Raw genomic sequence first — 24,323 nt, 5'->3', positions numbered from 1 at the left:
CCACGCTACCAGACGGGTCGGGGACAATCGGCTGTGTGACCAGCCCAGCCGACTCCGCGGACGTGCGCCGCACCAACCTGTCCCTCGTGCTCCGCCACATCGAGGCGTACGGCCCCTGCGCGCGCACCGAGATCGCCGCCGCCACGGGGCTGGTGCACGCCTCGGTGACGGCGCTGGTCGCGGATCTCCTCGAGCGGGGGCTGGTGGAGGAGGCGGGCGCCGCGGCTTCGGGCGGACGGGGACGGCCGAGACGGTTGCTGCGGCTGGTCCCCGGGCGGGTGTGGACGGTGGCCGTCCAGGTGTCGTGGGAGTACGTGCATGTGTGGGCCGCGGATCTTGCGGGTGCGGTCGTGCACGCGGAGCGGGTGGCGCACGACGTGCCGCTGGGGGCTCCGGGACGGGAACGGGGTGCGGCGGGGGTTCCCGGGCCGGCGGATGGCCCGCCGGGCGAACCGGGCGTCGGGCCGCGAACCGGGCCGGCCGGTGGGCCGATGCCCGGGTGGAAGGCCGGGCGGAAGCCCGGACCCGTGGCCGAGACGATCGCCCGCGCCGTCGGGCGTGCTGTCGCCCGGGCCCAGGGCGCCTACGTGGGGAGGGTCGTCGTCGCTGTGCCCGGACCGGTGATCGAGGGTGTGGTCGGGGCGGCCATCGGGTTCGGGTGGGGCGTGACAGATCTGGCGGGACTTGTCGCCGGGCACCTGCCCGACCTGGGCTGTCCGGTCGAGGTCGTCAACGAGGCGAACGTGGCCGCGCTGGCCGAGTACCACGCCTTGTCCGCCGCCGGCGTCAGCCGGCCCGACACCGTCGTCTACGTCAAGGGCGAGATCGGAGTCAGCGGCGGACTGCTCATCGGGGGCCGGGTCCATCAGGGCAGCCATGGCATGGCCGGCGAGATCGGCCATGTCCCGGTGTCCCTCGAAGGCCGGTATTGCCTGTGCGGTTCACGCGGTTGCCTGGACACCTATCTCAGCCTCAGGGCCCTGATCACTGCTGCGGGTATGGGGCCCCTGGCCCCGGGACAGCGGCCCGGCGACGACCGCGCCGAACTCGGCCGCCGCCTCCGGGCCGGGGATCCTCGGGCGCTCGCGGCGCTCGATCACGCCGGCCACGTCCTGGGCGCCGCACTCCTGGCCGTCGCCGGCGCCACGGACGCCGGCGAGGCCGTCCTCGGCGGCTATCTCGCCGAATGGGCGCCCTGGCTGACCCCCGGCATCGACGCCCGCCTCACCGGACGCCGCACCGGGATCCCCGGAGTGGGGCTCACCGTGTCCGTCGGTGTCCTCGGCGCCGACGCCACACTCCACGGGGCCGTCCAGGCAGGCCGGGACCGGATCCTCGACGACCCGACCACCGTGCCGACCGCGGGTGTGCACTGCCTGTGAACCTCGCGAACGGTCACCAGCCTGAAAGCCGCGCATTCCTCATCGGTCTCGGGTCGCATCGCACGCAGACACCTATGGGCAGGAATCCGCTGTTCGAAGGGAGTTCAGGCGTAGGCGTCCTCGACGGCGACGCGGCGCACTGTGCGCAGTGTCGACCGGAGGCTGTCCAGGTCGGTCGAGCCCAGAGCGAGGCGGATCGCCTGGGGTGTGTGCGTCGAGGTGGTGAACGGTTCGGCTGTGGATACCGAGATGTGCCGACGCGCGAGGGTGGCTGTCAGGCGGTCGGCGCGTGCGTCATCGGGCAGCGGCAGCCAGGTGAAGTAGGACGAGGGGTGGCTGACGAGTGGCAGGCCTGCCAACTCCTGTCCGGCGATCGCCTGGCGGGCCTTGGCGTCGTCCCGTTTCTGCGCTTCCAGGCGGTCCACCGTGCCGTCGTCGAGCCAGCGGCAGGCGATGGCGGTGGTGAGGGCGGGCGTGTTCCAGGTGGTCGCCCGGATCGCGCGTTCGAGCGAGGGCACCGCGGACGGCGGGGCGGCGGCGAAGCCGACCCGGAGGCCGGTGGCGACGCTCTTGGACAGGCCCGAGACGTACACGGTGATGTCCGGCGCGGTTGCTGCCAGAGGCGGTGGCGGGTCCTCGGCCAGGTAGGCGTAGGAGGCGTCCTCGATGATGAGCGCACCGTGCTGTCGGGCGATCGTGACCAGACGGGTTCGGTCGGTTGCCGGCATGACCCAGCCCAGCGGGTTGTGCAGGGTGGGCATGGTGTAGATCGCGCGCACCGGGCGGGTCGCGCACAGCTTCTCCAGGGCGTCGAGATCCGGCCCGTCGGGGGTTGCGGGGATGGGCGCCAGGTCGAGACGAAAGGCATGCGCGAGCACCTTGAAGCCCGGGTAGGTGAGTGCGTCGACCGCGACGACGTCTCCGGCGTTGAGCGTGGCCATGACGGTGACGGCCAGGCCGTGCTGTGCACCGTTGGTGATGAGGATCCGATCCGCGTCCGTGGTGATGCCTCGACTCCTCAGGTGCCGTGCGACCGAGGCTCTGTCCTGGGGACGCCCTCGATGCGGTTGGTAGTGCAGCAGCGTGTCGAGATCACCGGAGGTGGACACCTCTCGCAGGGCCTGCCGGAGGAGATCGGCCTGCCCTGGCAGTGACGGGTAGTTGAAGTTGAGGTCGACCGCGTCCGTGGCGACGACCTGCTGATCGATGCCGTGACCGGCGGGAACCGCGATGTCGCGCACGAACGTGCCGCGGCCCTGTTCCCGGCTGACCAGGCCCATTGTCTCCAGCTCGGCGTACACCCGGGTCGCGGTCACCACGGCGATGCCCTCACGGGCGGCGAGTCCGCGGTGGGTCGGCAGCCGCACGCCTGCGGCGAGCTGTCCGGTCCGGATGTCGGATGCGAGCGCGTCGACGAGCGTTTTGTACCGCGAGGCTGCCATGTACGGGATTGTATGCATGACAATTCTTTGACTGTCCTGTTCGCGGGTCCTTACCGTCAAGACCCGCCCGCCGACCCGGAAGGACAGCCGCCGTGCCGCACATCGCCATCCTCACCTTCGAGGGCTACAACGAACTCGACTCCCTGATCGCGCTCGGTGTGCTCAACCGCATCAAGACCGACGACTGGCGCGTCACCATCGCCACCCCCGGCCCCAAGGTGACATCGATGAACGGGGTGGTCATCGAGCAGATGTCCACCCTTGAGGAGGCATGCGCCGCTGACGCCGTCATCGTCGGGAGCGGTATCGCCACCCGCGAGGTCGTCGAAGACCCGGCGATCATGGGCATCCTGCGCCGCCTGGACCCCTCGCGCCAGCTCGTCGCGGCCCAGTGCTCCGGCGCCCTCGTGCTGGCCAGACTCGGTCTGCTGGGCGACATCCCCGCCTGCACCGACCTGATCACCAAGCCCTGGGTCGTCGCCGCCGGCGTCGAGGTCCTCAACCAGCCCTTCCACGCCAAGGACAACATCGCCACCGCCGGCGGCTGCCTGGCCTCTCACTACCTCGCCGCCTGGATCATCGCCCGCCTCGAGGGCAACGACGCCGCCGAGAGCGCGCTGCACTACGTCGCCCCGGTCGGCGAGAAGGAGGAGTACATCGAGCGCGCCTGGCGAAACATCGCCCCTTACCTGCCCGCTCCCACACCGGCGCTCGTCTGAACAACCAGTCGCAAGCAGCGCGAAGCGGCAGAAGGGCGAGGTGTTCACCCAGCTGACCGACACCCTCGGCCTGCTGCTCGCGGTGTCGGTCACCCGCGCCCCGACGACGCAGAGGGCCAGAGGTGGGCGTCCGGTCTCCGTCAAGGGTGCATACGGCGGGGCACGAGGGCCTTTCGGCCGGTGTGGACATCGTCATCCACACCGAACTCGAAAGGCCCTCACCTGTTCAAGAACCCTCGACCGAGACCTGCCTCACCCGTCCACAGCCTTCCGGCGGCAGGGGCGTTTGGAAGTCAGGGGTTGCCGCGGTGCGATCGTGCGGCAGACCTGGGGGCCGTGGTCGGCATCACCTCGCCCCAGTGAGCCCCGTTGCCCCGCCGGCCGCGAGGGTCAAGCCGAGGATGGTGACCACGGCCGCGGAGACGATCGGAAGCCACTTGACGAGGGGGCTCTCGCCGGAACGCTGGAAGCACTCCAGCTTGGCTCGGGCGCTCACCAGGACCAGCCCCAGTCCGACAAGGACACCGGCCAAACCCATGCTGAAACAGACGATCATGGTCAGGCCCAGGGCCGTGCGGCCCAGGCCGATGGCCAGCAGAAGGACGCTCAACGCCTCGGGACACGGGATGACTCCGCCGGAAACACCCATGGTCGCGATGCCGCGAACGGTCGTAGGCATGATGGGGGTCGCGGGCGGGTGATGGTGATGGGTCGCGCGGTCACCGCCACCCCCATGACTGTGGCTACCGCTGTGGCTGTGGTGGTCGGCGTGGGTGTCGCCCGTACGCAGCCTCCACCGGCGCCGCAGCAGTCGTATCCCAAGGATCAGCACCACTGTCCCGCTGATCACTTCGAGTACCGGCACCAGTACCTCCGGTACGACGAATCGTCCTGCGAACAGGACCGCCGTTCCGAGTGCGATGACGGAAGCCGTGTGTGTGCAGGTGATGACCGCTCCGAGGATCACCGCCTGACGCGGGGTGCTGTCGGCACCGACCAGATAGGAAGCGAGGAGTGCCTTGCCGTGGCCGGGGGTGAGGGCGTGGAAGGCTCCGAGCAGGGCGCAGGTGCCGAGCAGGGCGAACAGGGCCCAGGGGGATGACAGGGGAGAGCGCAGGGCGCTGAGCATCGTGCCGCCGCCGGAGTCCGCCACCTTGACCGGACCGGCCGGGATCGGCGACTTGGCCTGCCCGGACAGCGTCATCGTGATCATGCGTCCCCCGTTCCCGTGCTCGATGCCCGAGGGCCGTACCGGACGGTGTGCCGCGATCAGCACGTTTTCCTGCACGGTCGTACGGGTGCCGGGGTCGTAGGCGTCGGTGAAGGTGACTGTTCGGGTTCCGGACGGCAGGTCGGCCACCGCCTCGACGCTCACTGTGCCTCCGCCGGCCGCGAGCAGCTCATAGGGCGGATAGGTGCTCCCCGTCACCTCCAACGCGATGGCCTGTCCGTCCGCGCGGACCACGAGGGCCCGGGTCACACGGCGCAAGTGGGCGGCCGTCTCGGTCGGGCCGAGTACGCCGTTGCCGTTCGTGTCGGCGGCTTTGGCGAAAGAAGGAGCCACCAACACACCTGGTGTGAGCTCGAGTTGTACCTCCATACGCGAGACGGTCGGCGTCAGGTAGGCCTGTTGAAGCACTTCGTCGGTGGGGTGGGCCGCGGCGGGCGCGGCGGCGAGGCCGGACCCGGCGGCGGCCAGCAGAGCTGCGGCCGTCCACCGGGCCAGGCGGCGTGCAAGAGCCATCCGTCAGTCCTCGGCCCCGTAGTCGTTGCCGTTCTCGCGGTAGATCGAGTGGATGTGGGTGATGCCGCCCGCGTTGGCGCCCGAGCCCTGCTGGTGGGCGAACTCGATGGTGAAGGCGGGACTCTGGACGCGGTAGTAGATCGGCTGGTTGGCGGCCGTGGACCCGGACCAGGCGAAGTACGTCTGGTCGAGACCGGCCTGTGCCTCCGTCAGCTTCGCAGCCGCCTGTTCGTCGTTGAGCGGGGTGATCCACTCGCTGATGAGGTCGAGCAGCAGAGTCTTCTGGGCGGCGGTGAAGGTGGAAGCCTTGACGCCGTCGTAGGCGAGAGTCTTCCCGTCCTGGCCGGCGCCGAGGACGATCTCCTTCACCGGTGTGTCCAGGACGGCGGCGGCCAGTTGGGTGGAGTTCAGGGACTGCAGGACCGTGTATGCCTTGTCGGTCTCGCCCACCAGCGGTTCGACGGTCGCGCCGGTCTTTGTGTAGTAGGCGGGCTGCGCTCCCCACAGGGTCGGGCCCAGTGTCATGGTGCCGCCCGACAGGGCCCTGTTCTCGTATAGCTACCGCCAGGTGGTGTGTAGCGTTGAGTAACTATTTGGGGCTGCGGTCGCGCTGCTGGAGGGCGGCGAAGTCGGCGTGTGCCGTCTCGACGGCCTCCGGGTACGCCTGGGTCTTCTCGTGCTCGGCCAGCGCCCGGTAGATGCTGGAGAGGCTGGGGCTCTGTCCCTTGCGGCGGCCAGTGGGGATGAGGAGGTCGGGCTGGATGTCCTCGACAGTCTCGCCGTTCGCGCGGCGGCGGAGCACGGTGTGCAGCATGTCGTCAGTGATGACCGGCGGTCGGCCGCCGTGGTTGCCCTTGCGGGCCGCGGCGTCCAGCCCTTCGAGGGTGGACTCCCGGATGTTCTCACGTTCCGTCTCCGCCATTGCTGCGAAGAACCCGAACAGCAGGCGCCCCGGTCCGCTGGGGTCGTACATCCCCTGGAGAGGGCCGGCGAGCATTTCCAGGACCAGGCCGTGGGCGGTGAGGTGGTCGGCGAGCGCTGTCAGCTCCGCGGCGTCGCGTCCCAGCCGTTTCATCTCGTTCACCGTGAAGATGACGCGGCAGTGCGGGGCGTGGGCCTTGATCTCCCTCGCGGCGGCGAGCGCGGCCTCGAACTGCGGGCGGACCCGCATCCGGGTGCTGATCTTCTCGGCGAAGATCTTGTCCCGTGGGATGCCGTGTCCGGCGAGCGCGTCGAGCTGCGACTGGAGTTCCTGGGTGAGGCTGGAGCACCGCGCGTACCCGATGCGGATGTCCGCGGTCGGGGTGTCGTAATCGACAGGCGCGGGCGCCGGGGTACCGGGCCGCCACGGCTGGCCGGGGCCGCGGTCGGCGGGGGTGGGCACGCGCAGGAGTTTCGCGAGCCGGGGCACCTTGGTGAAGCGGCCGGTGTGGTAGGTCCCGGCAACCGCGCCGGAACGCGAGCGGCAGGGTGAGCCTGGCTGAGCGTTACAGCGTGGGCAGGGGTGGCGCTCGACGTCGTCCGCTTCGGACGTGAGTGCGATCTGAGGGCCCGTCATGACCCCGGATACTGTCACAAACATTTCCCAGAACATGCCTGGTTCCACTTTTGAGTGAGAACGGGTTGTGACAAAGAATCCGCACCCGGACCGCTTCCGTCGACTGTTCTTGATCTTGCTCCGAGAAAGGGTCGTTTGTGAGAGACGCGTAACGTCGCTGCGGAACCCACCAACTCCTCCACGCACCTTGGATGCGATGCCATGGGTCTGCTCGCTTACTTGTGGCCCTGGAGGAAGGCCGGGATGTCGGCTCGGGTCGGGTAGTCGGGCAGCGGTGCGGGCTTGTCTTGGAGGAACGCGGTGATGGCGGCGGCTGCTCGTTGGTCGTTGTCACCCAGGCCGTTCCACATGTGGTGGCCGACTCCGGGCATGTACTGGGTGCGCTGGATGGCGGGGTTGTCCGCGAGGATGGTTGTTTGCCACTGCCGGACCTGGGAGGAGCACTCGGCGATCATCAGCATCGCGGGTGTCCGGGAGCGCCTGAGCTGCGGGGCGATGGAGGGGGAGTCTTTGATTGTTTGCTGGATGCGGAGGCTGGCAGCGGCGCTGAAGGAGAAGTTCTCCGCAGTGTCCTCGACCGGGATGCGGTGCGAGTCCCGCGCGCAGTAGGCGGACGCGGTGTCGCTGCCGAGATCGGCAGCGGTGAAGGCATTGTCGCCCTCCGCCTGTCCTACCAGCCCGTTGTCCGGGCTGAGCAGTCCGAGCCGCATGAGGCCGAACGCGACCGCGTACCGCGGGACGTGTGTGGAGCGCGGTCCGGTCATGGCCGGCGCGATGTCGCGGGCCGACGGCCGACCCTTCTGCTCGGCCATCCGGGCGGTGGGGCCGTCCATCGGGCCCGGCTCGGCGATGACCGCCCGGCGCAGGTGGTCGGCGATGGCCGGGTCGGCCAGCGCGCGGGTGAGCACGACCGCGCCTGAGGAGAATCCCAGTACGTCGGCGCGGCCCTTGCCGAGTTTGCTGACGAAGGCGCCGAGGTCATGGACGGACCGGGTGATCGAGTACTGGCCCATGGGCAGCAGGTCGCTGCGTCCACCACCGGCCTGTTCGTAGGCGTACACGTCGTAGCCCTGTCCCGCGAGCCGCTGCAGGAAGCGGTGGTCGAGCACTGAGATGCCGCGCACCGGGCCGCCGTTGAGGTAGACGAGCGGGACGCGCTGCCGGGAGTTGTTGCCGGTGGGCGGGTAGTGGTAGACCGCGACCCGGCTGCCGGTGGACAGGCGCCAGTGCTCGGCGGTCACGAACGACAGGGCGGGCGGGTAGTGGCGCGTCGTGGGGACGGTGGGGACGCACACCGACAGCGTCAGGGCCGCTGCGACGAGCACCGGCAGGAATGGCACCAGCCGTCCCCGCCAAGAGCGGCGGCGGCCCCGCCACAGCTCTGCGAAAACCGCGATGCCGACAGTCGCGGACCATGCGACGAATCCCGAGCCCGCGCCGTCGGTGGCGACGATCAGCGCCAGGAAGAAGGCGACGAGCCCCACCACCGCGGCGGTGGCCGCCAGCAGGCGGCCGACAACGCGCAAGGAACGTATGACGGACGGTGTCATGGTGAGCTCCCCAGAGTTTTGGAACGCCGTTTTGAAACGATGTTATCAGCATGGGTAAACTGCTTCCCATGGGAAGGCCGAGAACGAACGACGCCGCCGTCAGAGAACGGCTTGTCGCATGCGCGACCGAGATGTTCGCCACCCGCCCCCAGGAGTCGGTCACAGTCCGCGCGCTGGCCACCGCCGCCGGAACGTCGACGGCGGCGGTGTACACCTTGTTCCAAGGCAAGGACGGACTGATCCGCGAGGTGCGCGACCAGGCGGTCGCCGGCCTGTTCCAGGACCTGACGGCCGTTACCGGCTCGGAGGCCGCCCTGGAGGATCTGTACGCGTTGGCCGTGGCGTATCGCCATTGGGGACGCGAACACCGCCACCTGTACGCGGTGTTGTTCGGTGGCGCACAGTCCTTCGTACCGTCGACCTGGGTCGGCGACCGAGACCCGGTGCGACCGCTTGTCGCGGCGATCGACCGTGCCGTGGCGGACCGGATCCTCGCGGGCGACACCACTCTGATCGCCGTCTCGTTGTGGGTCGCCCTGCACGGGCTCGTGACCCTCGAACTGGCCGGCGGCCTCGACGGCACCGCAGCCGAGACCGCGTTCCGGTCAACGATTGATGCCGTACTGCGCGGCTGGGCAACCCCCGCCGCCTTCCCTGGCCTTCGACGCCCAGACCCGGCGCCGTGAAGCGGTTGCTCCGTGACCACACGAACACGACCGGCAGAGGGCCGAGCCGATACACACGCGCCCCGGCTGGCACAGTGTGGTTCACGGCTATCGCTGCCAGCCATATCAACGGCCGCCGACTCACCAAGTGAAACGACGTCTATAAGACTGATCTTGGGTCCGGCACCGGAGGCTGGGTGGCGGAGTGGCGACCGAGGAAGTTGACGCCGTCGTCCGGGAGCAGGGAAGCCGGATGGCCGGGCCTGGAGAACTTCAGGCCGAGCCTGCCCAGCCACTCGCTGGCGGGGCTGTGGGCGCTCCCGGCGCGGTGCGGGGGCCGGGAAGCCTGGCCGTCGCCGCGGCTGCAACCAGATTGAGGTGGGAGTTCATGTCCAGCTCGAAGCGGCCGTACGGATTCACGTGCGTCCAGAACAGCGGCGACAGCGCCCGCCGGTCCGCATCGGTCAGCTTGTCCGCCCACTTCGGATCAGCCAGGACTTCCTGCATCAGTAGCGTGTTGACGTGGACCAGTGCGGACTGGAGCAGATGCAGCGCGAGCATGCTGACCTCCTGGGACTCCTTGTCCGCACCGGCCAGGTCGCCGTCCTTGCCGTAGAAGAGGTCCTTATTCGCACTGTTCCAGTTCTCCACCACCTGCAACCCCTCGTGGATCTCCTGCCGCATCTCGACGTCGGCCAGGTAGTCGCAGACGAACGAGGTCCTCACCGCCCGGCCCAGCTCCTCGATCGCCCGGTACGTCGGGTGCTTCGGCCCTCCCCGGGTGAACCGGCGCAGGACCTGCTCGGCCTCGGCGGTACCCAAGCGCAAGGCAGTGGTGTACTTCACGATCTGGTCGTACTGCTGGGCAATCAGGTCCCAGTCGATCGTCTTGGTGGAGAGCACCGGGCCCAGGTTCGGCCACTGGTCATCCTCCCCGGCCGCGGGCCGGTACAGCTTCGCCGAGCCGATGTTCTTCAGCCTCGGCATCAGCTTGAAGTCGAGCATGTACGCGAAGGCGAACCCAACGATGGAGGCGCCGTGCGTGTCGGTGTACTGCCGGTCAACGACCATGTCGGTGCAGTGCCGCAGCACGCCCTCGATCATCGAGGCGACCTCAGATGCCGAACAGGACTTCAGCTGTGAGTAGATGCAGACGGACTTCCGCTCGACATGCCAGTAGATCATCACGCCGGGGCCCCGGTAGCGCTGGTGCCACTCGGTCATCAGGTTGCTGGACCATGCGCCGAACTTGCGGCTGTCGGAGGCGCACGCGGTGCCCGTGCCCCACCACATCTCATCGCGGACGGCGAAGGTGGCGTTCACCAGCTTGCGCAAGGCCGCGCGCATGTTGGCGCGGTTGACGAAGAGGTGCCGCACCCGCCGCAGCGTCGCCTCCGACTCGCCGTGCTTGCCCGTCACCGCGACCCGCTTGATCCCCATGTTCGTGCCTAGCCCGAACAGGACCAGCAGCAGCCGGCGCCGCAGCACATCCTTCGACAGCATCTCTCTGGTGGCGACCGAGGTGAACTCGGCGATGAAGTCCGTGTCGAACTCGGCGTATTTCAGGATGTCCAGCAGGTCGATGGTGCCCCAGCGCCGCTCGATCTCGCCCTTGATGGCCACCAGGCTCTCAGGCTCCTCCTGCTTGCCGCGTGGGGAGACCCTGATCCACGGCTCGCCGTGCTTCTTGACGATCGCCACCCCGCCGGTCGTGCCCTCCGCCAGCGCCTGCTCGAAGCGGTCCAGCGAGGTGCGGAGCTTGCCTTGCAGGGCGGCGATGAACTCCCCGGCGTCCTGCGGCTGGCCCAGCGCGGCGTAGTGCACGTCCCGGTTGTCCTCGAAGTCCGCCGGCAGGTCGTCCTCCGGGTTACGCCACCGGTTCGCCCCCACGACCCAAATCTCCCGGCGCCGCACCGCGTCCCGCAAAGCGACCAGCACGCACAGCTCGTACGGGATGCGCTCGACACGGCCCTTGTCGTCCACCACCGCCGCCCGCCAGTGCTCGGGCACCACCCCCGCGAGCGGCACGCTCTCCGCCGGATCGAAGAACGCGCCCTCCTTCAGCGGCTGGTCCAGGTAGCGCTGGAGCAGATCGATGGCGTCCATCACCGGCCGGTAGGCAGTGTTGTTGCACTTCAGCTCCAGCGCGCCCAGCAGCGGCGAGAGCATCCGGCGCCAGTGCGCCGAGTACGACGACCGCAGCACCGTGCGGACCCTCGCCTTGTAGCGGGCCTCGTTCGCCGCGGCCTCCGCCGCCAGCGCCTTCAGCGTCTTCTCCCCGCCGACCACCGGATAGATCACCCGCCGCACGGTGCCGGACGGCTCGGACAGCGCCGCCTCCGCGACCCGCAGCAGCATCCCCTCCTTGCCCCGGACCTTCTTCAGCTCGGCGTTCAGCTCCTTGTCGACCTTCCGCTCCGCCCGGGTGTTGATCTTCAGCACGAGCTGGATGAACAGGTCCACCAGCGAGTCGGTGATCTCCGTCTGCCGCACATGACACAGCGCGGCCAGCAGGGTCAGGCGCCGCGGCGGCTTCATCCGCTCCAGGTTCGCCGGGTACTCCTTCGACGCCCGCGCACGCCACGCGTCCACCAGCTTCTCCGACACGTCCGCGAACAAGTCCGCGGGCAGCTCCAGCCGCCGCACCCGCTGAAGCTTGTTCACCTCCGCCAGCAGGCTCTCCAGGCCCGGCGCCCCCGGGTCGGCCTTCAGCTCGGCGAAGTGCGAACGCCCGCCGGCCGACACCGCATCGTGGGCGTCCGCTCCCTCGCCCGTCTCGTCCTGGCTGCCGGCGACCAGGTCCTCCAGGCGCGACCGCGTCGCGTGTGAGATCCGCTCCATCCTGCTGCGGCAGAACTGGGCCTCAAAGTCCTTGACCGCCTTGCCCACCAGCCGCCCGACCCGGCCTGGGGCCGGCGGCTCGATGTGGTCGTTACGGCACCGGGCCACCACCGCTGCCGCCAGCCGATCCCGCGACAACTCCACCGGACACAGCTCAGCGGCCAGCCACTCGGCCAGCCGCTCCTGGTCCTCCTCGGTGTTCGCCCGGAACCCATACGCCTCCCGGATCTCCTTGCGGTGCCGCTTGATCCGGTCGCCCTGCCAGTCGTAGGCGTCCCACGCCTCGGCGGGGACCTTCACCTGCTGGGCCACGTACTCCACCGCCGCCGCGGGCATCTCCTTGGCGGACTCCGGGAACCGGGCCTCCACCTCGAAGAACTTGAGCAACAGCGCAAATCCCAACCGGGTCGCCCCGGACTTGTTCCGCACCTTCTTCATGTCGTCTTCGAGCAGCGTCCAGACCTCGATCAGGTCTTCCGGCTCCCAGTCGTGCCGCATGCGCCCCATCCTTCGCCGTCACTCGTTCAGCTCAACGAGGCGACCCCGGCGGGGAAACGAGGGCTATGGAAGTTACTCAGTGCTACACGCCACCTGGCGGTAGCTATACGAGAACAGGGCCGACAGCGTGATGTTGACCGCGAGGTGGTGGCCGCCGTACTGGATCGTCCACTTGCCGGTGGCTGACGGTGTGCCGAGGATGCGGATCCAGTAGTGGTCCGCGCCGAAGTCGAGGTCGATGCCGCCTTGCGCCTTCAGGACGCCGTCGCCGTAGGTGATGCCGGTGACCTGCTCGAAGCCTGTGGGACTGAGCGCGGCCCGCAGGATGTTCAGGACCGCGGTCTGCTGGGAGGACGTCAACGCGTCCATCCGCAGGCCCGCGCGCTTGTACAGGGCGTCGGGCAGGTTGGACCACTTCGACAGGTTGGCCTGGGTTCGGGTCGCCTGGACCGTCGTCTTCTGCGACGAACTCAGTGTTCCCAGGAAGGCGTTGACCGCGGTGAGTACTTGCGGGGCCGCTGCGGCGGTCACCGTGCTGTGCGTGCCGGCCGGCGCGGTTTGCGCAGTGGCCGACGGTCCGGCGGCCGCACCGGAGACGCAGGTCGTCACCACGACGGCGGCGAGTGCGCTCGCAGTGAGGTACCGGCGCCGGGTGGACCGGCGCGGGGCAGGGCTGATCTGGCGCAGTGACAACGTGAACTCCGATGTGGGGGCGACGCGGGTGCGTGGGGCAGGACCGCGTCAGATTGAGTCGTGCATGTCAACGGCGGTTGGGAGTATGTCAGAGATTTCGTCAACGATTCTGTTGCCCAAAACAATGGCCGGGAGTGGTCGGCCGCGACCGGTGCATCGGCTCCTGGTGTCCGTGGACTGTCGCCGTGCCTGATGGGTACTCCTCGACACCTCCGGCCGAGCTGTTCGGCGCGGAGCTCCCAGGTGGGCCCTGCCCGGGACGGGGTGGGGCCTGCCGCCCGCCAGGCCGACGGCAGCCGCGCCGGACGCGGTCGGCCGACCGGGAGCTGTCCGAAGTCGACAGATGAGCGAGTGTCGGCAAAATTGTCCGATAGATCGCTAGGTATATTGTTAACGATCTTGTAGCGTTCGTCACGCCTTGGCCCAGGCGGTTCGTCACGCCTTGGCCCAGGCGTCAGCGGAGTACTCGGTGCCCAATGAGGGGAGCCCCGATGCGGCGGCTCTCTGTGTCCTTTGGACGCGATGCACGGCAACTACCACGTGCCCGAGGCCATGGCCTGGATCGCCGACGTCGTTGGCAATGCCGGCACCCCGCTTGCCGTCAGCCGTCACGGATAGACCGATTGCAGCAGCGGGCCGACGCGAGGCGCCGGGGTGCGCAGAAGCCCTGGCGCTCCGGGCTGCGCGGGTTCGGCGCCCGTCGGCTGCGCACGCACTTGCCGTCGGCGCCGACCGCGCCGGCGCCCGGAACCCTCTCCCGCGTCGAAGGCCGGCCGTGGTGGAGGGGCGACGCGGTCGACGTCGGTCGGCTGGGGCGGAGTATGACCTGCAGGCGGTGCTCGGCGGCAACCGGCCTCCGCCCGCCTGCTTCGCGCCGGCGCGGTGAACCCGGACGAGGCGCGATGCGTGCCTTTTGGTGCGGCAGACCCCCCTGAGCAGAGCTGACTTCGGCTCAACGCGGCTCGGATCACCGTCAAACCCCCGTCACTTCCGCAGCCTGCGGCGTGGGTCACGATGCACGCCGTGACCCACGCATGGCTGAAGAACGCATTCCCTTCCCCGGCGGCCCAGTTGGAATGTGCCTCTCGCTGCCGGGGAGGGGGGAAGCCCGGCGGTCAGGCCGTGTTGTCAAAGGAAGCTGGTGAGCCGGGTGCACCCCGGACTTCGGCGTCGAGCAGCGTCATTCCCCGCACGGGCCACGCCTCCCGCCTGCGACGGTGCAGCCGTGTGGAGTCCATCTCGCTGCGTAAACTGTTGGCTCGTATGCCCGTCTGTGATGGCTACGCGCACACTGACGGTTCCCGTTCGACCCGAAGGACTGAGCCGTGCCCGACCGACCTGAGATCGTCTGCATCTGCGGCTCTACCCGGTTCGTGGACGAGATGAGCGCGGCGAACCGTGATCTGACCTTCGCAGGTGTCATCGTCGTCGCGCCAGGCGTCTTCCTGCGCGCCGAGGATCACGAAGCGGACGAGTTGATCACCAACGAGCAGAAGACCGCGCTGGACGCCCTCCACCTGCGCAAGATCGACCTGGCTGACCGGGTTCTGGTCGTCAACCCGGGCGGATATGTCGGCGAGTCCACGAGCAGGGAGATCGCATACGCCCACGCCACCGGCAAGCCGATCTCGTTCACCGATCCCTTCTGACCAGTAGACGCTTCGTGGTGCGCGCGGGCAACGAGTCTCGGTCAGCCTTGGAGCGTGTTGCCAGAGGGTCTTCGAATTCGTCGGGCGCAGCCTTGTGCTTGTGTCGCGTGACGTGATCTCGGATGAGACGTGGGTCGTGCTCGGGCCGTTGTTCCCGGGCGTGAGGGCCACGGGCCGCCCGCCTGTCGATCGACGCACGGTCGTCGAGGCGGCGGCGTGGCGGTTCCGCACCGGGGCGCGAAGAAGACGGCCGAGTCTCCATAGCCGAGTGCGAGGTGGAACGGTCCTGCCCGCCGGCTCGCGAGCGCGAGGTAGGCGGGGCGCCCTCGCGTGCCCAGTTCTCGGCGTAGCCCATGAGTTCTCGGCCGACGTCGGACCTGCGGTGGCCCTCGTCGACCCGTCACTTCCTCGACCCATACGACCGGACCGTTGGTACGGAAGGTCAGGTGGCAGTTGGCCAGCAGGTAGCCCACGACTTGCGACCCGACCTGACCCGACTCGGCGACAGCGACATCGGCGCCTGGCTGCAACGTATGGGCCTTGCGGTCCGAATGGCCCTGTTCACTCGCAAACCAGCCTGGGAAAGGGGAGTTGGAGCACGGTCGAGCGTGTCGACGGGCACAGGGGGCGGGCGGCGGCGACCCGGCCGGTTCGCTCCGGGCTGACGGCTGATAGAAAGTTGCAGGTCACACCGGAAAACCTCGGGGCGTCCGGTTGCCCGGTCGGTCCGGATCGTTCACCAAAGGATCGAGCATCGTGTCTTCTCGTCGAGTCGTCGTCATCGGTGGCGGGGTCATGGGCTCGTCCGCCGCGTGGCGGCTTGCTGCCCAGGGTGACCGCGTCACCCTGCTGGAGCGCTTCCCGCCCGGCCACGACCGGGGCAGCTCGCACGGCACCTCGCGGATCTTCCGGCTGGCCTACACGGACCCCTTCTACGTCGGTCTCGCCGTGCGGTCGCTGCCGCTGTGGCGGCGGCTGGAGCAGGAGACGGGACGGCAGGTGCTCACCCTCACCGGAGCCGTCGACCACGGCCCGGCCGCCACGACCGAGGCACTGTACGAGGCGCTGACCGTCGCCGGACACCCTGCCGAGCGGCTGGACCCGGAGGAGGTCGCCGAGCGCTGGCCGGGGCTGCGCGCCGACACCGGCGCGGTCTTCCACCCGGAGGCCGGACGCCTGCACGCCGACGGGGCGGTCACCGCCTTCCAGCAGGCGGCGCGGGCGCACGGCGCGGAGGTCCGGCACGGCGTCCGGGTGACCGGGCTGTCGGTGCACGGCGACGCCGAGGTCAGGGTGGTCACGGACACGGAGGAGGAACTGCGCGCCGATGCGGTCGTGGTCGCGGTCGGCGGCTGGGCGCCCGGAATGCTGGGCGGCGGTACCGCTCCGCTGGTCGGCGGCGTACCGGTGCTGCGTGTTACCCAGGAGCAGCCCGCGCACTTCCCCGCGGCGGACGCGCTCACCTGGCCCAGCTACATTCACCACCCGGGCGCCGCGCTGCCCCTGGACGGCCTCACCGCGGACGGGGTGTACGGACTCGGCAGCACCGACGGCGTCAAGGCGGGCTTCCACGGCGTCGGCCCGGTCGTCGACCCCGACCGGCGCGACCGCACCCCGGACGCCGCGATCCTGCGGGAGCTGGCGGCGTACGCCGAGCGCTGGCTCCCCGGCGTGGACCACACCGCGCCCGAGGCCGTGACCTGCCTGTACACCACCACCCCCGACCATGACTTCGTCATCGACCGGCAGGGCCCGGTCACCGTGCTGGGAGGGTTCTCCGGGCACGGCTTCAAGTTCGCGTCGGTCATCGGCGAGATGGCGGCCGCGCTGGTACGCGGAGAGCCCGGACCGAGCCGGTTCGCGCTCGGACGCCCGCGTCCCACGAGTCACTGAGCTGTCCCCGAAGAAGGGGCACCCCCCCACCAATTTTCACCAGCGTAGGGCGGTGTACCAAAGTGCCGACTATCTTGCTGATTTCATGCGGCCAGCCGCTCAAGCTACTTGGCATCGGTGCAGGTCACGACCTTGACCTGGTTCCGACTATCGAGCCTGGTCACAGTGATCTGACCAGGCCGGACAGCGAAACGCTGCTGGAGTAACCTGGTCGAGCGGTGGCTCGCTGGCTCCGCCACCTGGAGCGCCCCGGATCGCCAATGAATGCCAACTGGCGTAAACCGTCGGTCTCAACCGCCTGCCACGGGCCTGGAGCCGATGGCTGCGCAGGCTGCCTCCTTTGTGGGGTAGCCGTCCGCCGGGTAGATCACCGGCCCGCCGAGTTCCCCATGGCCGTCGGTGGCGGAGGACTCGCCGCTGTCGGGCTGGGCGTTGGGGAAATAGCAGGCCGCGAACCGGGTCGGCTTGGGAGTCTGTGGCCCTGTGCCCTGTATGGTCCGGTTCCACATCCGGTCCCAGGCCGCCGCGCAGGAACGCGCCGCGCCCTGCGGATCGAAATCCTTCATGGCTTTGAGCGGCAGCTGGCTCAGGTCCGCCTCGGGCGACAGCGTGCGAGCGCACATGACATTGCGCCCGTCCTCGCCCCATGGCCCGAATGTGGCTACGGCAGCCGTGGTGGCGCCCCCGAGGAGGACGGCCGTGACCGTACCCACCATGAACAGGTGCCGACGCCTCCCGGAACCGGCCGTGCCACGCGGCTGCTCGGTACGTCGCAGGATCTCCCGCAGGACGGCCTGGCCGTCTTCGGACGCCGCCCAGCCGTCGGTGCCGTCGCCGGTGGGGCGCAGGGCGCGGACGGCGTCGAGGTCGGACGCCTGGCTGCGCTGGGTGACGGTCTGCTTCATGCTGACTCCCGTTGGGTGAAGTGGGCCTGGGCAAGAGCGCCATGGACCGGCTGCGCATGGCCTGCACGGGGCAGCGCCGCCCGGAACCTTTTGCGTGCCCGGTGCAGGCGCACAGCGAAGGCAGTGGCCGTGCAGCCCATGACCACGGCCGCCTGCCTGGCCGTCAGTCCGTACCAGGCACTCAGCACGAGTACCTCCCGGTCCTGTTCGGAAAGCGCCGACAGCGCAGCGGCCACCTCGGCCCGCGTCCCTATCGCGTCCCCGATCTCCGCGGCCCCCGTCCGGTCGGCCATCACCGCCAAGCGCTCGGTCAGCGCACGGTACCGCTGGTCGGACCGCACACGGTTGGCGAGCAGCCGCCGGGCCGAGGCGAGCAGCCACGGCAGGGCATCGTCGGGTACGGACCCGGACTTGCGCCAGGCCAGCACGAAGGTCTCCGACAGGATGTCCTGTGCTGTCTCCCGGTCCGTACGGTGCAGCAGATACGCCAGGACCCGATCAGCATGAGCCGTATAGAGAGCCTCCAGGGCCCGGTGTCCGGCCGGGTCACCGTACTCCCCGGCGGTTGTTCGTCGTCGTCCCACAACACCTCCATGTTCCGCCCGTCAACGGCCGTCAACCGGGAGATGTACGGCCGGGCCGGATCTCTTACACCCCCTGGCGGATTCAGGCTCGGGCCATATCGGCAGGCGTGACACGGAGCACGAGTCTGCCGTGAGTACACACCCCGCGCGAGTCGCCCCTGCGCGATCGCCACCTGCTCCGGAGGAAAGGGCTCACCAGGCTCGCCCGCCACCTCACCACCCACGGTCCGGCTCTTGAGATGCCCACCGGGCCCCTGCCCCACAGGTAGGGGAAAACACCGGGAGGGCGTCCTGGTCCGGTTCCGGTTGGTTGAGGAACATGGGCGGGGCAGTGCAGGTGTGCGCGGATGTTCCTGAACCCCCGGCGGACCCGGGCTGGGGTGAGGTGTTCGGGCTTGGCCGGTTTTCCCCAGGGCCGGCGGAGTTCGGTGGCGAGGGGCCGGGCGAGGCGGAGCCGGGTGTGGGCGACGACCAGGAGCCAGGTCCAGCGGTTCGCGGCTTGGGGAGTACGGGTCTTCGGGGTGGTCCAGCCGAGTGTCTGCTTTCCGAACCTGAACGTGTGCTCCAGATCGAATCTCCTGAGGAACACCTGCCACCACAGGTCCACGTCCTCCGGAGCGGCGCCGGTCTTCGAGGACCACAGCCACACCGGCGGAGCCTGGCGGTCCTTGGGGAGGTGCTCGACCTTGAGGCGGCCAAGGTGCCCTCAACGAAGGGGAGTTCACCGTCGTGCTCCAGCCAGACCGAACGGTGAGTCAGCCGTGGGTGGACCCGATCCCACGTCTGCGGTGCCTCTCATGCACGCTTGACTTCGAACACGTCGACCTTGTCGTTCCAGTTGCCGCCACCGGGGTAGTCCATGTTCTTGAAGTTCGACCAGCCGTGCGGAGGCTCGAGATCGCGCTGCCGGTCGTGCAGCACACCTGAACGTGAGTCCCAGATCGTCGCGAATCCGTAGTTGAGCGGCCAACGGGCGACCCAGTAGTAGACCGAGCTGAGCTTGTCCCGGAATCCGTAGTCGCCGAGATTCTTCTTGCCGCTGCTGGAGAACTGCAGACGCCTGCCCTTGTAGTTCGCGTCCTGATACAGGCACCAGTAGTCGGACGCGCAGTTGTCGCGCGGGTCCGAAGCAGCCTGGAGTTTCGAGGCCTTGAGGGTGTCCTCTCGGACTTTCGCAGGCAGATCCGGATCTGCCAGGGATTCTTCGGTCGTGTCGTAGCAATGGACTTCGCCGTCGGGAAGTTCGGTGCAGATGTTGGCGCCTTCCCATGACGAGGAGAGGTCGATCTTCTGTCCCCGGTAGTCGGCGATCACCGGCTTCACCGGTTCCGTCGGCCCTTCCTCGACCGGGGCCGGGGTTGTGGTGACCGACGGTTCCGGGACGGGTTCGTCGGCGTGCGCCAACGGCCCGGTGCCGAGGAGGAGGGCACCTGCAGAGACGGTGCAGAGGAGGGCGGAAGCAAGGGATTTGGATATCAAGGGTTGTTCTCCGATGTGGTGTCGTAGCGGTGCAATATGGCCCCGTCGGGGCCATGAACAGTGAGGACGTAGCCCTGCTGGAGGTTGACGCCTGTTCCGGTCAGGAAAGACGTCAACGTCTTGTCGAATTCGTCGAATCCGCTTCCGTAGCCGGACTTCTTACGGGTCCACACGGTGAGGGTCGGCACACCGGCCCGGCTCTTCACGTACTTGAGGCCGTACACGTCCCGGTATCCGCCGGCGCTTCGGTAGCGTGCCGCCAGGTCGCGGTCGCTCCTGGCCAAAGACGCGCCGACCGTCGGCTGACTGCCCGCAGCGGCCGAGTCGCTCTTCGGTGAGGTCTCTGTGCTGCATCCCGAGAGCAGGACGGCGGCAATCAGCAGGAACGCGGGCAGGGTTCTCTTCCCGGTCTCCGCCTGCGACGGGTCAGCCATGGACAAGAGGTGAGCCCTGCAGGTCCTTGGTAATGGCCGCCTTGCCGTCGCCCTCGATGTCGTAGACGACCGTCGAATCGGCCGACCACCACACCTCACCGTCGTAAACCGTGGACGGGGCCAGGCAGTTGTTGACCGGCTCGTCGAGGAACCAGGTGTAGTTGTCGTTGACGAGTCGGGTCAGATCGCACGTCTTGGTCGTGACGACGTGGTCCTCGCTTGTCTTGGTGAGGCGCTCTTCCAGCCTTGTCGTGATCTTGAAGCTGGTGAACCGCTCGGACAGGTCGATGGCTTGATCGTCAAGGATCTGCCAGCTCGCCGTCGACTTGCCCGAAATGAGCCCGTCCTTCAGCTTGACGGTGTTCTGCACGTAGTAGGTCGTCGCGGGTTTCTGACCGGGAAAGACGACATCGAACTGGGAACGGGAGAACTGGTCCGTGGCGGATGCCGGGGCTGCCAGCAGCATGCAAGAAGCCACGGCCGCGCCGATCGATCCGACAGACGTGAGCAGGTGACGCATCAGCACTTCCTTTGTTGGTGAACAGGCAGGATCAAAAAGCCCCCGCCGCCGGGACGTGGACCGTCCAAGCAGCGGTGCTTGCCCAGGACGCGGGCCGGGATGGATGTCTTGGGGTGAGGTGGCACGAAGGACGCCGCATTCGTCGGCGGAGCAGCCGGAGCAGGGCTTTGTGCGCTTCCGGCGGTTGACCGGGCACACCGGCTCTTGCGCGCAGACCGAACGGTCCGCGCATCCTGGTCGGGTTCCGTCATGCCGCCGCGGCCCGCGGGCTCCGAAACGGGCCCGGCAGGATCGAAGTCAGGATCGACGTCGTGGCAGGAGCGGGCGCAGTCGGCCCCACAGGATTCCGGGGAAGCCCGGTGGGGCCGGGGGCTCAGAGCGCGAGTCTTCTTGTCGGTCGGGTACGGAAGTCAGGCTTGGCGGCGAGCCAGCCGTTGTGCGGCCCGGCGTCTGTCCGGCTGGAAGGGGTCGGCGGACGCCCCGGCGCCCTTGCCCGGGGTGGCGGCCCATGTACGGAGCTTGTCCGCGACCCTGGTGAGGCGGCCGTCTTCGGGCGCGGTGTCGATGTAGAACAGGGCTTCGTCAGGCCATTTGTCGTCACCGCCCCAGCGGACGACACCTTCCAGGTCGGCGAGGATGTCACGGACGATCACGAGTTGGTTGGAGAAGAAGCCGCCCCGCTGTCCGGAAGGGTAGAAGCCTGGGCGGATCTGGACTGCTGTCCCCGAGGCGAGGTTGGACTCGGCCAGCTCGTTCCGGATCGTTCCGGGGCGGCGCCAGCCGACGACGTCGTCGCGGCGCAGTGGGTCGATCTCATAGTGGAACCGCTGGACGACATGGACGAGAACGGTTTCGATGTCCCCCATACGGACCTGGACGCCGTCGAGAGGCGTACCGGACACAGGGCGGGTCCATATGTCGCCGCCATCGTCGGCGGAATTCTCCGTCTCCCAGCCGTTCAGCGACGGCCGGCCAGTGGCCGTTCCGCCCGGGACCTGAGCCTCCCCAAGCGTCGCGGCCGCATGGGCCGGCAGCACGTTCCCCGAGAAGGAGGCCAGGACAGTGGCGCCGACGACAGCGGCGGTACGGGAGAGCAGGGTGCGGCGTGATAAGTCAGCGCTCACGTGCGTAACTCCAGAGGTGGCTAGAGAGCCGAAGAGACTGCTTGGAAGATGAAGAAGGGAACGAGAACGGCCGGCATGGCCTTGAGCCACGGCCCCACGGGCCGGTCCCGGCGCAACGGGACCAGGCCGTCCGCCAACGCCAGCAGCAGCAGGACCAGCAGTCCGGACGCGGCCGCGGTCCATGTGGCCACGCCGGCCCGGTCGCAGTCGGCCCCGCACACTTCGATGATCGTGCTGGAGCGGTCGATGACCGATCCGCCCCATCGGCGTTCGGAAAGCCACCACAGGCTGTACAGGGGCACCATGGCCGGGATCCCGACGAGGAGGTTGACCAGCAGCGCCGGCCATGCGGTGCGCAGACTCTTCATCAGGCGTGTTCGCGCATCGGCGCGTAGTACTTCTCGAAGATCCGGTACAGGCCCATGCGCTTCCTCCCCTCCGTCTGGGCGTCCTCCGTGGTTCCCTGATAGCGGATCAGGACCTTTTCGGTGTCCGCCTCCGAGGAGTTGACATTCGGTCCCGCGACATCGATCAGGGAGGCGTGGTACATGTGGACGAACGGCACGGTCGCGATGGTGAACGAGTTGTTCGTCCTCAGTTTCGTCCAGATCTCGAACAGATCGGCGTCGTCGTCCGGGTTCCGCCGCGACGCCGCGGACAGCAGCCCGCGGTCGACCGCCAGGTTCCTCGCCTTGATCGCGGTGACACCGAAGATCTGTGCCAGACCGGTGGAGGAGTCCCGCATCGAGTCCGTGATCGCATCCGGCCACCAGTCGGGCAGTTTGCCGGAGTGATACTGGTACACGGCGGCGTCGGAGTAGCGGTCGTCGACCTTGAGGATCTTGCTCACGTTGTAGTGGCGCATTTCCCAGAGCACGGGGATCTGGATCAGTGCCTTGCGCATTCCGTACCGCCGGGCCAGGTCGGTGAACACGTTGTCCCAGCTGAGCACGAAGTCGATGGCTTCGGTCGTGGTCCACTTGGTGTACCAGTTCGACTCGGGTACGCCGACCGACTCCATGTAGGCCCGGATGTCCGCGCGCAGGGCGTCCCAGAAGGTGTTGTTGAACTCGACGTCGAGGCCGGAACCGCTGGACGGTGACGGATCGAAGGAGTTCTGCCCGATGTCCCTGCCATGGGCGATGTCGATGTCGACGTTGATGCTGCCGTCCCCGGAACCGACCGTCTTGGTGACGATCTGGTCGAAGGCCCAGTTGTTGGGCATGGGATAGCCGAAGTTGCCGGAGAACGCGTACGACATGTCGGAGACGAAACTCGCGTCCGCCAGCTTGAGTTCCGACACCCGCGAGCAGACGTTCCTGGGCCCGTAGACGCCGACCAGGTACTTGCCTCCGGTCGACTCGATGCCGTCGTTGATGCCCTGGAAATGCGGGATGACGTTGCTGGTGACCTCATCGTCGACGGCGTCGAAATCGACGGCGAAGTAGATACGGGTACCCGGCTTGAAGCCGTGTCGTTCGGCGTGCATCACAGCGGAAATGGCGTCGGCCGTGCCCTGTGGCGCGCCGAACGAGTCCTTGCCCCGCCCATAGGTCTGGTAGATGGGAAAGCAGCGCAGCCCGTTGTCCGCGATGGTCTTCAGCTCACCGGGCTGGATCTCCTTTTCCTTCGTGTCGCCGGTCGGAACAGCCGCCGGGTTGTAGAGGTAGCGGCCCACGTACTTGACGCCTTCCGCCTTGAGCGCCGCCGCACGCGCAGGCGTGATCTTGGTGACGCAGTCGCATGCCTCGCCCTTACGGGACTGGTCGCCGAAGGAGACCAGCAGCGAGGCCCACGTGGAGAAGTCGCCCGCTCCGGTGACCGGCAATTTCACGTACGCCTGGAACTCGCGCACCGCGTCGGCCAGGCCGGCGGTGAAACTTCCCTCGAATGCCACACCGTAACGCCTGTTGAAGATCATGGCCGCAGTGAACAAGAGGACCCAGGTGCCCCTCGCACCGACCGTGATCGTGTGCCTCTTCAGGCCTTCCTGAGTGCCGGAGCCAAAGTTCCCGTTGGCCGTACCGTCGGCCATGCCTATCTCGTACTGCACGGCGTAGATCATGGCCTTGGCCACATCTCGCGAGTAGATCCCGTCACACGGGACGATGAAGAAGTCCTGCCGGTTGACGTAGCGTCCGTTGAGCCACTGCTGAATGCTCCGGACGGAGTCGGAGCCGTTGCCGACACCGACATAGGCGTCCATGTTCAGCAGACCCTTGAACACCTTCGGCACGAGATCGCTGCCCTGGTAGGCCTGGTCCACGCCCATGCGCTGCTTGAGCAGCGAAATCGAAGAAGCGACCCGGTCACTGAACTTGCCGTCGATGCCGCCGCCGTCATAGCCCTTGCAGTACAGGGCAGACTGAACGATGCGTATGAAGTCCGCCGACGGCGCCGTGGAAGCGTTGACAACCGGATGCTTCGTCTGCAGAGCGGACAATGTTCCGGGTCCGAAGCTGTTGGACAGGGAAGCGATCCCCAACTCCCACTGCAGGGCGCGAGTGAGGGCATACATCGTATTCCAGCTGGTCTGCCCGTCCTCCTTGACGGTCATGCCGATGCGGCTGCCATAAGTCGCGTTGACGAACTTCTGCGCCTGTAACACCATCTCGTCGGCCATCGGCACCCCTCCTCTTTGGG

General features: G+C 68.3%; 20 protein-coding genes and 2 pseudogenes. 5 read left to right on the top strand and 17 right to left on the bottom strand.

The features are described 5' to 3' along the window. The first annotated feature begins 35 nt into the window (after nucleotides 1–35). Complete coding sequence (locus OG485_RS05655; RefSeq protein WP_328664902.1) at nucleotides 36–1,382, top strand: ROK family transcriptional regulator; 1,347 nt, start codon at nucleotides 36–38, stop codon at nucleotides 1,380–1,382. Between the two features lie 104 nt (nucleotides 1,383–1,486). Here OG485_RS05655 and OG485_RS05650 read toward each other — a convergent pair whose 3' ends face one another. Then, nucleotides 1,487–2,824, bottom strand: a complete 1,338-nt coding sequence (locus OG485_RS05650) for an aminotransferase-like domain-containing protein (RefSeq protein WP_328664901.1) — start codon at nucleotides 2,822–2,824, stop codon at nucleotides 1,487–1,489. Nucleotides 2,825–2,916: 92 nt separating this feature from the next. On the opposite strand from OG485_RS05650, the gene OG485_RS05645 reads away from it, so the two are divergent. Beyond that, the gene (locus tag OG485_RS05645; protein ID WP_328664900.1) at nucleotides 2,917–3,543 is read left to right on the top strand and encodes a DJ-1/PfpI family protein; all 627 of its coding nucleotides are present in this window, start codon (nucleotides 2,917–2,919) and stop codon (nucleotides 3,541–3,543) included. A gap of 346 nt (nucleotides 3,544–3,889) precedes the next feature. Here OG485_RS05645 and OG485_RS05640 read toward each other — a convergent pair whose 3' ends face one another. The 5 genes and pseudogenes from OG485_RS05640 to OG485_RS05625 all read right to left on the bottom strand — a co-directional run bounded on the left by OG485_RS05640 (nucleotide 3,890) and on the right by OG485_RS05625 (nucleotide 8,395). Beyond that, entirely contained in the window at nucleotides 3,890–5,287 is a 1,398-nt protein-coding gene (locus OG485_RS05640; RefSeq protein ID WP_328664899.1) for a hypothetical protein, read from the bottom strand. A 3-nt stretch (nucleotides 5,288–5,290) separates the two neighbouring features. Next, nucleotides 5,291–5,827: a DUF3500 domain-containing protein gene (locus tag OG485_RS05635; RefSeq protein WP_328674244.1), complete on the bottom strand. Its 537-nt coding sequence runs from the start codon at nucleotides 5,825–5,827 to the stop codon at nucleotides 5,291–5,293. 49 nt (nucleotides 5,828–5,876) lie between these two features. Continuing rightward, nucleotides 5,877–6,671, bottom strand: a complete 795-nt coding sequence (locus OG485_RS05630) for a recombinase family protein (protein ID WP_328664898.1) — start codon at nucleotides 6,669–6,671, stop codon at nucleotides 5,877–5,879. Beyond that, a pseudogene (locus OG485_RS43925) lies at nucleotides 6,672–6,845 on the bottom strand (zinc finger domain-containing protein); the annotation flags it as partial. A gap of 215 nt (nucleotides 6,846–7,060) precedes the next feature. Beyond that, nucleotides 7,061–8,395, bottom strand: coding sequence for an alpha/beta fold hydrolase (locus OG485_RS05625; protein ID WP_328664897.1), 1,335 nt, complete (start codon nucleotides 8,393–8,395; stop codon nucleotides 7,061–7,063). Nucleotides 8,396–8,463: 68 nt separating this feature from the next. On the opposite strand from OG485_RS05625, the gene OG485_RS05620 reads away from it, so the two are divergent. Then, on the top strand, nucleotides 8,464–9,081 hold the full coding sequence (locus OG485_RS05620) for a TetR/AcrR family transcriptional regulator (RefSeq protein ID WP_328664896.1): 618 nt from the start codon (nucleotides 8,464–8,466) through the stop codon (nucleotides 9,079–9,081). 252 nt (nucleotides 9,082–9,333) lie between these two features. On the opposite strand, the gene OG485_RS05615 is transcribed toward OG485_RS05620, so the two are convergent. Both OG485_RS05615 and OG485_RS05610 read right to left on the bottom strand, forming a co-directional pair. Then, the gene (locus tag OG485_RS05615) at nucleotides 9,334–12,399 is read right to left on the bottom strand and encodes a Tn3 family transposase (RefSeq protein WP_328664895.1); all 3,066 of its coding nucleotides are present in this window, start codon (nucleotides 12,397–12,399) and stop codon (nucleotides 9,334–9,336) included. 72 nt (nucleotides 12,400–12,471) lie between these two features. Then, nucleotides 12,472–13,092 (bottom strand): DUF3500 domain-containing protein, encoded by a 621-nt coding sequence (locus OG485_RS05610; protein ID WP_328664894.1) that lies wholly within the window; start codon nucleotides 13,090–13,092, stop codon nucleotides 12,472–12,474. Between the two features lie 1,325 nt (nucleotides 13,093–14,417). Here OG485_RS05610 and OG485_RS05605 point away from each other — a divergent pair. Continuing rightward, a complete protein-coding gene (locus OG485_RS05605; protein WP_328664893.1) occupies nucleotides 14,418–14,741 on the top strand; it encodes a hypothetical protein in 324 nt (107 codons plus the stop codon). A gap of 756 nt (nucleotides 14,742–15,497) precedes the next feature. After that, nucleotides 15,498–16,634 (top strand): FAD-dependent oxidoreductase, encoded by a 1,137-nt coding sequence (locus OG485_RS05600; protein WP_328664892.1) that lies wholly within the window; start codon nucleotides 15,498–15,500, stop codon nucleotides 16,632–16,634. Between the two features lie 290 nt (nucleotides 16,635–16,924). On the opposite strand, the gene OG485_RS05595 is transcribed toward OG485_RS05600, so the two are convergent. The 9 genes and pseudogenes from OG485_RS05595 to OG485_RS05555 all read right to left on the bottom strand — a co-directional run bounded on the left by OG485_RS05595 (nucleotide 16,925) and on the right by OG485_RS05555 (nucleotide 24,303). After that, nucleotides 16,925–17,539 (bottom strand): hypothetical protein, encoded by a 615-nt coding sequence (locus OG485_RS05595; RefSeq protein WP_328664891.1) that lies wholly within the window; start codon nucleotides 17,537–17,539, stop codon nucleotides 16,925–16,927. Further along, nucleotides 17,536–18,123 carry an RNA polymerase sigma factor gene (locus OG485_RS05590; protein ID WP_328664890.1) on the bottom strand — a complete coding sequence of 196 codons (588 nt, stop codon included), beginning with the start codon at nucleotides 18,121–18,123 and terminating at the stop codon, nucleotides 17,536–17,538. The genes OG485_RS05595 and OG485_RS05590 overlap by 4 nt, the downstream gene beginning before the upstream one ends. A 277-nt stretch (nucleotides 18,124–18,400) precedes the next feature. Next, nucleotides 18,401–18,909, bottom strand: a pseudogene (locus OG485_RS05585) (NF041680 family putative transposase); the annotation flags it as partial. A 9-nt stretch (nucleotides 18,910–18,918) separates the two neighbouring features. Beyond that, nucleotides 18,919–19,527 carry a peptidase inhibitor family I36 protein gene (locus OG485_RS05580; protein ID WP_328664889.1) on the bottom strand — a complete coding sequence of 203 codons (609 nt, stop codon included), beginning with the start codon at nucleotides 19,525–19,527 and terminating at the stop codon, nucleotides 18,919–18,921. A gap of 71 nt (nucleotides 19,528–19,598) precedes the next feature. Continuing rightward, a complete protein-coding gene (locus OG485_RS05575; protein WP_328664888.1) occupies nucleotides 19,599–20,036 on the bottom strand; it encodes a hypothetical protein in 438 nt (145 codons plus the stop codon). Continuing rightward, entirely contained in the window at nucleotides 20,029–20,556 is a 528-nt protein-coding gene (locus tag OG485_RS05570; RefSeq protein WP_328664887.1) for a hypothetical protein, read from the bottom strand. Before OG485_RS05570 ends, OG485_RS05575 begins: the two co-directional genes overlap by 8 nt. Before the next feature lie 410 nt (nucleotides 20,557–20,966). Next, nucleotides 20,967–21,680, bottom strand: coding sequence for a hypothetical protein (locus OG485_RS05565; protein ID WP_328664886.1), 714 nt, complete (start codon nucleotides 21,678–21,680; stop codon nucleotides 20,967–20,969). 20 nt (nucleotides 21,681–21,700) lie between these two features. Further along, a complete protein-coding gene (locus tag OG485_RS05560) occupies nucleotides 21,701–22,048 on the bottom strand; it encodes a hypothetical protein (protein WP_328664885.1) in 348 nt (115 codons plus the stop codon). Next, nucleotides 22,048–24,303, bottom strand: a complete 2,256-nt coding sequence (locus tag OG485_RS05555; protein WP_328664884.1) for a glycoside hydrolase domain-containing protein — start codon at nucleotides 24,301–24,303, stop codon at nucleotides 22,048–22,050. Before OG485_RS05555 ends, OG485_RS05560 begins: the two co-directional genes overlap by 1 nt. Nucleotides 24,304–24,323: the final 20 nt, after the last annotated feature.

Origin of the sequence: Streptomyces sp. NBC_00328 (assembly GCF_036139655.1) — a bacterium.
Taxonomy (GTDB): domain Bacteria; phylum Actinomycetota; class Actinomycetes; order Streptomycetales; family Streptomycetaceae; genus Streptomyces.
Note: the sequence above shows the minus strand (reverse complement) of the source record. Positions and strands in the feature narration are given on the sequence as shown.

Bases quoted from the DNA above. Each gene is read 5' to 3' on its own strand.
- OG485_RS05650 (WP_328664901.1), bottom strand. From the start codon at position 2,824: ATGGCAGCCTCGCGGTACAAAACGCTCGTCGACGCGCTCGCATCCGAC.
- OG485_RS05640 (WP_328664899.1), bottom strand. From the start codon at position 5,287: ATGGCTCTTGCACGCCGCCTGGCCCGGTGGACGGCCGCAGCTCTGCTG.
- OG485_RS05625 (WP_328664897.1), bottom strand. From the start codon at position 8,395: ATGACACCGTCCGTCATACGTTCCTTGCGCGTTGTCGGCCGCCTGCTG.
- OG485_RS05620 (WP_328664896.1), top strand. From the start codon at position 8,464: ATGGGAAGGCCGAGAACGAACGACGCCGCCGTCAGAGAACGGCTTGTC.
- OG485_RS05615 (WP_328664895.1), bottom strand. From the start codon at position 12,399: ATGCGGCACGACTGGGAGCCGGAAGACCTGATCGAGGTCTGGACGCTG.
- OG485_RS05595 (WP_328664891.1), bottom strand. From the start codon at position 17,539: ATGAAGCAGACCGTCACCCAGCGCAGCCAGGCGTCCGACCTCGACGCC.
- OG485_RS05575 (WP_328664888.1), bottom strand. From the start codon at position 20,036: ATGGCTGACCCGTCGCAGGCGGAGACCGGGAAGAGAACCCTGCCCGCG.
- OG485_RS05570 (WP_328664887.1), bottom strand. From the start codon at position 20,556: ATGCGTCACCTGCTCACGTCTGTCGGATCGATCGGCGCGGCCGTGGCT.
- OG485_RS05560 (WP_328664885.1), bottom strand. From the start codon at position 22,048: ATGAAGAGTCTGCGCACCGCATGGCCGGCGCTGCTGGTCAACCTCCTC.
- OG485_RS05555 (WP_328664884.1), bottom strand. From the start codon at position 24,303: ATGGCCGACGAGATGGTGTTACAGGCGCAGAAGTTCGTCAACGCGACT.